Source organism: Peribacillus sp. SIMBA_075, from assembly GCF_046534585.1.
The window spans coordinates 1-275 of record NZ_JAWRYN010000525.1 but is presented as its reverse complement, the minus strand read 5'-3'; the positions used below and the strand labels follow the sequence as shown (position 1 = coordinate 275).

At 44.7% G+C, this 275-nt stretch carries 1 protein-coding gene; it reads left to right on the top strand.

Annotated features, from left to right (window positions below; genetic code table 11):
• Positions 1–275 (top strand): YfhO family protein (locus tag SB775_RS29270; protein ID WP_410864735.1); only part of this gene is annotated, 275 nt, incomplete at both ends.

Below are 275 nucleotides of genomic sequence, written 5' to 3'. Positions count from 1 at the left end.
GCATGATGTGGCTCCCGCTGCTTGTGCTTGGGATTGAACGTATTTTCAAAACAGGCAAGCCGGCTTGGTTTATTGTGGCTTGCAGCCTCATGCTGATCAACAATTTTTACTTTGCTTATATTCACTTTATCTTTTTAGCGATTTATCTCGTATTCAGATATATGATCAAGCTTCGGAGCGAGGAGCGCGGCTGGAAGGTTTTCTGGACCCTTGCGATTTCAACGCTTTTATCCTTTGGGATCAGTGCCGCCTTTTTTATCCCATCTGTTTACGGC